Origin of the sequence: Acidocella sp. (genome assembly GCF_013044125.1) — a bacterium.
Lineage (GTDB): Bacteria > Pseudomonadota > Alphaproteobacteria > Acetobacterales > Acetobacteraceae > Acidocella.
Window position 1 is genome coordinate 1 of record NZ_JABEVC010000079.1, and the last position, 5,332, is coordinate 5,332.

Here is a 5,332-nt window from a genome sequence, read left to right on the forward strand (position 1 = left end):
CATCCAACACGACAGCAACCGCGCGCCCCTTCGCCATTCCAGCCTCCTCGTACAAAACCCAGCCAGAATGTAGCCTATTTATCGATCAGGACACTAGTGGGACACGGCATTTTCAATGACGTGTCCCACTAGTCTTACTGCGTCATAAGCTATCGCCCGCGCAATCTCCCGAACACGGCCACGTTGCCCATGCTGCCAAGAAACTTTTGATCGAAGAAATTTATGACACAGTAAGATTAGCCACCAGCACCATGGAAAAAGCCAATGCCCATGACAACCAGCATCACCACGATGTAAACCCGCAAGCCCCAAAAGACGGCCTGTTGCCAGGGTTTTAACGTGACGCGCGCAACCCCTGGCGGCGGCGTCAGCCAACCCTCGCTATGCGCGATCGCATTGAGGCCGGCGGTATCGTCCTGGACATACTTGTCGCGATTAAGGTGCAAAATGGGCGGCAACCGGTCGGGGCGGCGTTGCCCACTCCGGGATTCGTAAAAAAAATGATTCTTACGTTTCATAACACACTTCGTTCACAGCAGATTGGGGAAAACGGTGGAGATACCGTAGAGGCCGTTGCAGGCGATCAGCAGCAGCATAACCCCGACAGACAGTGCATTGCGCACCGGCGAGTTCACATGCGCGCCGAGCAGTTCCTTGTCGTTGAGCAGCATCAGCAGGAACAGCATGGCCGCCGGCATAAAGACGGTGGCAATCACCTGCACCGTCAGGTTTAGGAACCCGACCGGCACGTTGGGGAGCATCAGCACGCCGGCGGAAACCGCCGTGCCCAGCACAGCGGGCGCGTAGAAATAAAGCGAACGGCGTGGCGATACGTTCACCGAGCGCGGCACATCCAACGCTTCGCCGATGGCCCAGGCGGTGCTCGCCGTAATCACGATGGCCGCGATCAGCCCCGCTTCCAGCAAGCCCAGCGCGAACAGCACCATTGCCCCTTGGCCCAGCTTGGCGCCAATGCCATTGACGACATCCTGATCACCGAGCGAGGTGGCATTGGGCAGGGAATGCAGATACTGGCCCGACAGCACGATGATGGCGATGGCGACAACCACCATGCCAACGACGCCCAGCATCAGGTCGCGCCGGCTGGCCTGGATGTCAGGCACCAACAAGCCTTTGTCGACGACGCAGGATTGCTGAAAGAACAACTGCCAGGGCGCAATGGTGGTCCCGAAATTTGCCGAAATGAGGATAAGGAACGAGGCCGAAAACAACCCGCCCGGCAGAGCCCAGCCGGAGGCGCCGGTGAAGGTGCGGCCAATGGCGGACCAGTCGGGGTGCGACATCAGTGCCAGCGGCACGAAGACCATATTGAAGGCCGCAACAAGCAGAGAAACCCGCTCCCAGCTCGAATATTTGAGAAACACCAGAACCCCGGTGATGAAGGCGAAGGCCAGAGGGATTGTCACCATATACGGCACATGGAAAATCTCACTGGCAACGCGGATGCCTATGAACTCCGTCATCAGGGTGAGAATATTCGCAGCCACCAGGTCAAAAAGCGAGAACGCGCCCCAGAAGGCACCGTAACGCTTCCAGATCATCTCGGCATGGCCCCGGCGCGTGACAGCGCCCAGGCGGATGGTCATTTCCTGCACCAGATAGGCGATGAAGCCGAGCGGGATCATCAGCGGGATAAACAGGCTGATGCCGTAAGTAGCACCGGTCTGGGCATAGGTGATAACGCCGCCGGCATCGTTGTCACCGAGCATGACGAGCAGGCCTGGCCCAACCAATGCCAGAATAAGCGCCAGGCGGTTGCGGAGTGTCCTGGGCGCGGCACGCAGCCGCTGCAGATGCAGCCGGTCGCGCAACCGTTCCTCCAAGCCCTCGGTGTAAGAAACCGGTGCCGCGAGGTCGATATCCAGAATTTTGTTGATTTCGGTCATAAGCCGTCTCCAACGGTCACCGCGCATCCGGTGGCCGCTTATCCAGTTAAAGCTTTGTGGTTAGTGCGCGGTGAAGTCAGCCTGGGGCATTTCGATGTCCCAGTGATAGGCCACACGGCCGCTGGGCTCTTCCACCCAGTGCATGACCAGCACAGGCCCGTGGCAGCGCACCCCCGCCAGGGTACGCTGAACCTCGCAGCCGATTTGCGCGGCCGTGGTGATGGAAAAGTCTTTGTTGAAGCATGTGTGCAGGTTCATGGCCATTGCGGCCTCCTATGGCTCAAGCGGTTGCTTTGAGCCCGGGAGGCCTGGCCATTTGGGGTCAGCGCATCAGCGCGACACCCCGGATGGAACCATGCCTAGCCCGGGCGATTGAGCAATCAGCGGACAGCTTTACAGCAGGCAGGAAATACCTACTGTCGCTCTCCGGTGATTGTTGGCTAGATCGCGGGCTCATGAGATCCTTCGTTTGGGTTTAATGAATGATGACGGCCAACGAGGCTAGCCTCTTTGACCGTACCCCGCTATATACCCCCCACCAGTATAAGGTCAAGCGGTAAATGGATTACTCGGACAAGGAAAAACGCAGGCTGGCGAACAGGCTGAGCCGCTTGCGTGGCCAAATGGAGGCGATGCGTCTGGCCCTGGAGGAGAACGCCGATTGCACGGCCTTGCTGCAACAGGCCACTGCCTGCCGGGGGGCGCTGGACGGCTTTATCGCCACGGTGATCGAACATCATGTCCGCCAACATTTGGTGGACCCCAAACAGGATGCAGCTGAAAGGTCGAAGGCCGCAGAGGAGCTGATCCACGTCGTTCATGCCTATTTAACCTAAAACTTTAACCTAAAATTCCAAAAATTCGCCCAACACTACAGTTGCATTTTATCGCGAGTTCTGAATCAACGGGCAACCATGATTCAGGCTCTGATAAGTAGCGGCGCATCTGTTGAAGAGACATTGGAGCTTTGGGCGTCATCGCTCCGGGATGTGAAGGGCCGTATACGTCCATTGTTCACGCAGTCTCGTGTTGCGGCGCCGGCGGGCGATTTTCTTGATACGCTTCTTGGCAACGAGCCGCGTAAGACGGGGTGGATGCGCGCCAGGCGGCTTCGCTTTCACCGCCCATGCTTTTCACCGCCAGCAGCAGCTTCTGCCCGTCGCGGCGAACGCCTGCTGCACATTTGGCATCACCGTCTCAACCATGGCTCTTGGCTCCATCGGCCCGCTCATACCAGCCCTTGGTCGCGGTCACGAGTTTGACTGTCAGCAGCATCACGGGCACTTCAATCAGCACCCCCACCACCGTTGCCAGCGCCGCGCCGGAGTTGAAGCCGAACAGACTAATGGCCGCCGCCACCGCCAGCTCGAAGAAGTTCGAAGCGCCGATCAATGCCGAGGGGCAGGCAATGTTGTGTTTTTCACCCAGCGCGCGGTTGAGCCCGTAGGCCAGCGTGGCGTTGAAGAATACCTGCACCAGAATGGGCACGGCCAGAAGCACGATTACCAGCGGCTGCCTAATGATTTGAGCCCCCTGGAAAGCGAACAGCAATACCAGGGTGAGCAGCAGGGCCAGGATCGACCAGGGGCCGATCTTGGCCATCGCGGCGTCGAACACGCCCTGGCCGCGCTTCAACAAGCTACGGCGCCAGAGCTGCGCAATGATGACCGGAATGACGATATAGAGCACCACGGAGGTCAGCAGCGTGGCCCACGGCACAGTGATCGACGACAACCCCAGCAGCAAGCCGACAAGGGGCGCGAAGGCAAACACCATGATGGTATCGTTAAGCGCAACCTGCGAGAGCGTGAACAACGGATCACCACCCGAGAGACGGCTCCACACAAACACCATGGCCGTGCAGGGGGCTGCCGCCAGCAAGATCAGCCCGGCGATGTAGCTGTCAATCTGCCCGGGCGGCAGCAACGGCCGGAACAAATGCCCGATGAAGAGCGAAGCCAGCAGCGTCATCGAGAAGGGTTTGACCATCCAGTTGATGAACAACGTTACGCCGATGCCGCGCACATGCTGCTTCACCTCATGCAACGCCCCGAAATCGACCTTCACCAGCATGGGGATGATCATCACCCATATCAGCAGCCCGACAGGCAGATTGACCTGGGCGATTTCCATGCCGCCAACTGCCTGGAACAGCCCGGGCGCCACCTGCCCGGCCAAAATCCCGGCGATGATGCACAAAAAAACCCAGAGACTCAAAAAACGCTCAAATACGCTCATCTTCGCCCCGGCCACGCCCCTGGCGGTAACCTCACATTGTACAGACATGACAGCTCCTTACAGGCCCAGGGCTTCGCGGACGGCGGGCACCAAACGGGCGCGGATATCATCGCGCACGCGGATGAAACTCTCCAACGGTTCGCCATGCGGATCGTGGAACGCGATATGCTCGCGCGGCACCGGGCGTGGAAACACCGGGCAGGTTTCCTTCGCATTATCACAAACGGTCACGACCAGATCGATCGGCTCGTTCATCACCACGTCAACGTCTTTCGGGTAGAGCCCATCGGTTGGCAGCCCTGCCTCCTGCAATGCCGCAATGGCGCCGTCAGCCACCTTGGGCTGCGGGCGTGTACCCGCCGAGAGCACACGCACCGCGCCACCCAGATCGTGCCGGAGCAGTACTTCCGCCATCTGCGAACGGCAGGAATTGCCGGTGCAGAGAATGAGAACCGTCTTTTGAGCCGTCATTAAAATAGACTCCTTGATTGAAAAATTTTGTATACGTTATGACGTTCTGGCGGCCAGTCCGGGCCCCACGCGATACCCGCAGCCATGAGTGGCATCTTCAACCGGTGGTGCCAGGTTGGTCGGTTGCGCCTTCCATCCGGCCGATCGCCTTGAGACGCATAGCGAGCGCCAATTCATCAATACTGGAAAACGGCAGGTTTCGCCGGGCAGCAAGAGATAAGCTCGTTGATGAGCGTGGCGCATTGATCGGGATTCCCGCCGCAGCAATCCGAGACGAGGAAGAGCATCATCGCCCGGAAGCCCTCCAGATTGGCCCGGTAAATGATCGAGCGGCTTTTTCGCTGGCTCTGCACCAGCCCTGACCGGGCAAGAATCCCCAAATGAGCCGAGAGCGTGTTGTGTGGAATTTCCAGCTGCCGTGCGATTTCACCGGCCGCAATTCCGGCCGGCTCATGGCGAACCAAAAGCCGGAATACATCCAGCCGGGTCGTCTGCGCGAGGGCGCCAAGAGCGAGAATGATGCCGTCATTGTCCATATTTCATATATAGTGGAAATAACAGATAATGGGAAGGCTCTAAAAGTGCGATGACACTGGATGGTAATCCCCCTGCCATTAGGCTATCCGATGCACACATCTCTGAGCGTCTTGAATTAACGCCGAAGAGCTGATTCACTGACTGCTGATTTGCTCGGGAGGTTTGTATGGGCATCAGCG

At 58.6% G+C, this 5,332-nt stretch carries 7 protein-coding genes and 1 pseudogene; 2 read left to right on the forward strand and 6 right to left on the reverse strand.

The window, feature by feature from the left end; all coding sequences use genetic code 11:
• Positions 1–236: 236 nt before the first annotated feature.
• Genes HKL97_RS04775 through HKL97_RS04785 form a run of 3 tightly spaced genes read right to left on the reverse strand, consistent with a single transcriptional unit; the run spans position 237 to position 2,165 of the window.
• The gene (locus tag HKL97_RS04775) at positions 237–518 is read right to left on the reverse strand and encodes a hypothetical protein (RefSeq protein ID WP_291422985.1); all 282 of its coding nucleotides are present in this window, start codon (positions 516–518) and stop codon (positions 237–239) included.
• A gap of 12 nt (positions 519–530) precedes the next feature.
• Positions 531–1,907 (reverse strand): NRAMP family divalent metal transporter, encoded by a 1,377-nt coding sequence (locus tag HKL97_RS04780; RefSeq protein ID WP_291422987.1) that lies wholly within the window; start codon positions 1,905–1,907, stop codon positions 531–533.
• Positions 1,908–1,967: 60 nt separating this feature from the next.
• Positions 1,968–2,165, reverse strand: a complete 198-nt coding sequence (locus HKL97_RS04785; protein WP_291422989.1) for a hypothetical protein — start codon at positions 2,163–2,165, stop codon at positions 1,968–1,970.
• Between the two features lie 302 nt (positions 2,166–2,467).
• On the opposite strand from HKL97_RS04785, the gene HKL97_RS04790 reads away from it, so the two are divergent.
• Positions 2,468–2,743, forward strand: coding sequence for a metal/formaldehyde-sensitive transcriptional repressor (locus HKL97_RS04790; RefSeq protein WP_291422991.1), 276 nt, complete (start codon positions 2,468–2,470; stop codon positions 2,741–2,743).
• A 78-nt stretch (positions 2,744–2,821) separates the two neighbouring features.
• Positions 2,822–3,010, forward strand: a pseudogene (locus tag HKL97_RS04795) (IS701 family transposase); the annotation flags it as partial.
• Between the two features lie 94 nt (positions 3,011–3,104).
• Here HKL97_RS04795 and arsB read toward each other — a convergent pair.
• From arsB to HKL97_RS04810, 3 genes are all read right to left on the reverse strand, one after another.
• Positions 3,105–4,193, reverse strand: a complete 1,089-nt coding sequence (gene arsB / locus HKL97_RS04800; protein ID WP_291422993.1) for an ACR3 family arsenite efflux transporter — start codon at positions 4,191–4,193, stop codon at positions 3,105–3,107.
• 9 nt (positions 4,194–4,202) lie between these two features.
• Positions 4,203–4,616, reverse strand: coding sequence for an arsenate reductase ArsC (locus tag HKL97_RS04805; protein WP_291422995.1), 414 nt, complete (start codon positions 4,614–4,616; stop codon positions 4,203–4,205).
• A 176-nt stretch (positions 4,617–4,792) separates the two neighbouring features.
• Positions 4,793–5,152 carry a helix-turn-helix transcriptional regulator gene (locus HKL97_RS04810; RefSeq protein WP_291422997.1) on the reverse strand — a complete coding sequence of 120 codons (360 nt, stop codon included), beginning with the start codon at positions 5,150–5,152 and terminating at the stop codon, positions 4,793–4,795.
• Between the last annotated feature and the right edge of the window lie 180 nt (positions 5,153–5,332).

What these genes read in the sequence shown, in the direction of transcription:
- HKL97_RS04790 (WP_291422991.1), top strand. Translation starts at nt 2,468, where the DNA reads ATGGATTACTCGGACAAGGAAAAACGCAGGCTGGCGAACAGGCTGAGC.
- HKL97_RS04810 (WP_291422997.1), bottom strand. Translation starts at nt 5,152, where the DNA reads ATGGACAATGACGGCATCATTCTCGCTCTTGGCGCCCTCGCGCAGACG.
- HKL97_RS04785 (WP_291422989.1), bottom strand. Translation starts at nt 2,165, where the DNA reads ATGAACCTGCACACATGCTTCAACAAAGACTTTTCCATCACCACGGCC.
- arsB (WP_291422993.1), bottom strand. Translation starts at nt 4,193, where the DNA reads ATGTCTGTACAATGTGAGGTTACCGCCAGGGGCGTGGCCGGGGCGAAG.
- HKL97_RS04780 (WP_291422987.1), bottom strand. Translation starts at nt 1,907, where the DNA reads ATGACCGAAATCAACAAAATTCTGGATATCGACCTCGCGGCACCGGTT.
- HKL97_RS04775 (WP_291422985.1), bottom strand. Translation starts at nt 518, where the DNA reads ATGAAACGTAAGAATCATTTTTTTTACGAATCCCGGAGTGGGCAACGC.
- HKL97_RS04805 (WP_291422995.1), bottom strand. Translation starts at nt 4,616, where the DNA reads ATGACGGCTCAAAAGACGGTTCTCATTCTCTGCACCGGCAATTCCTGC.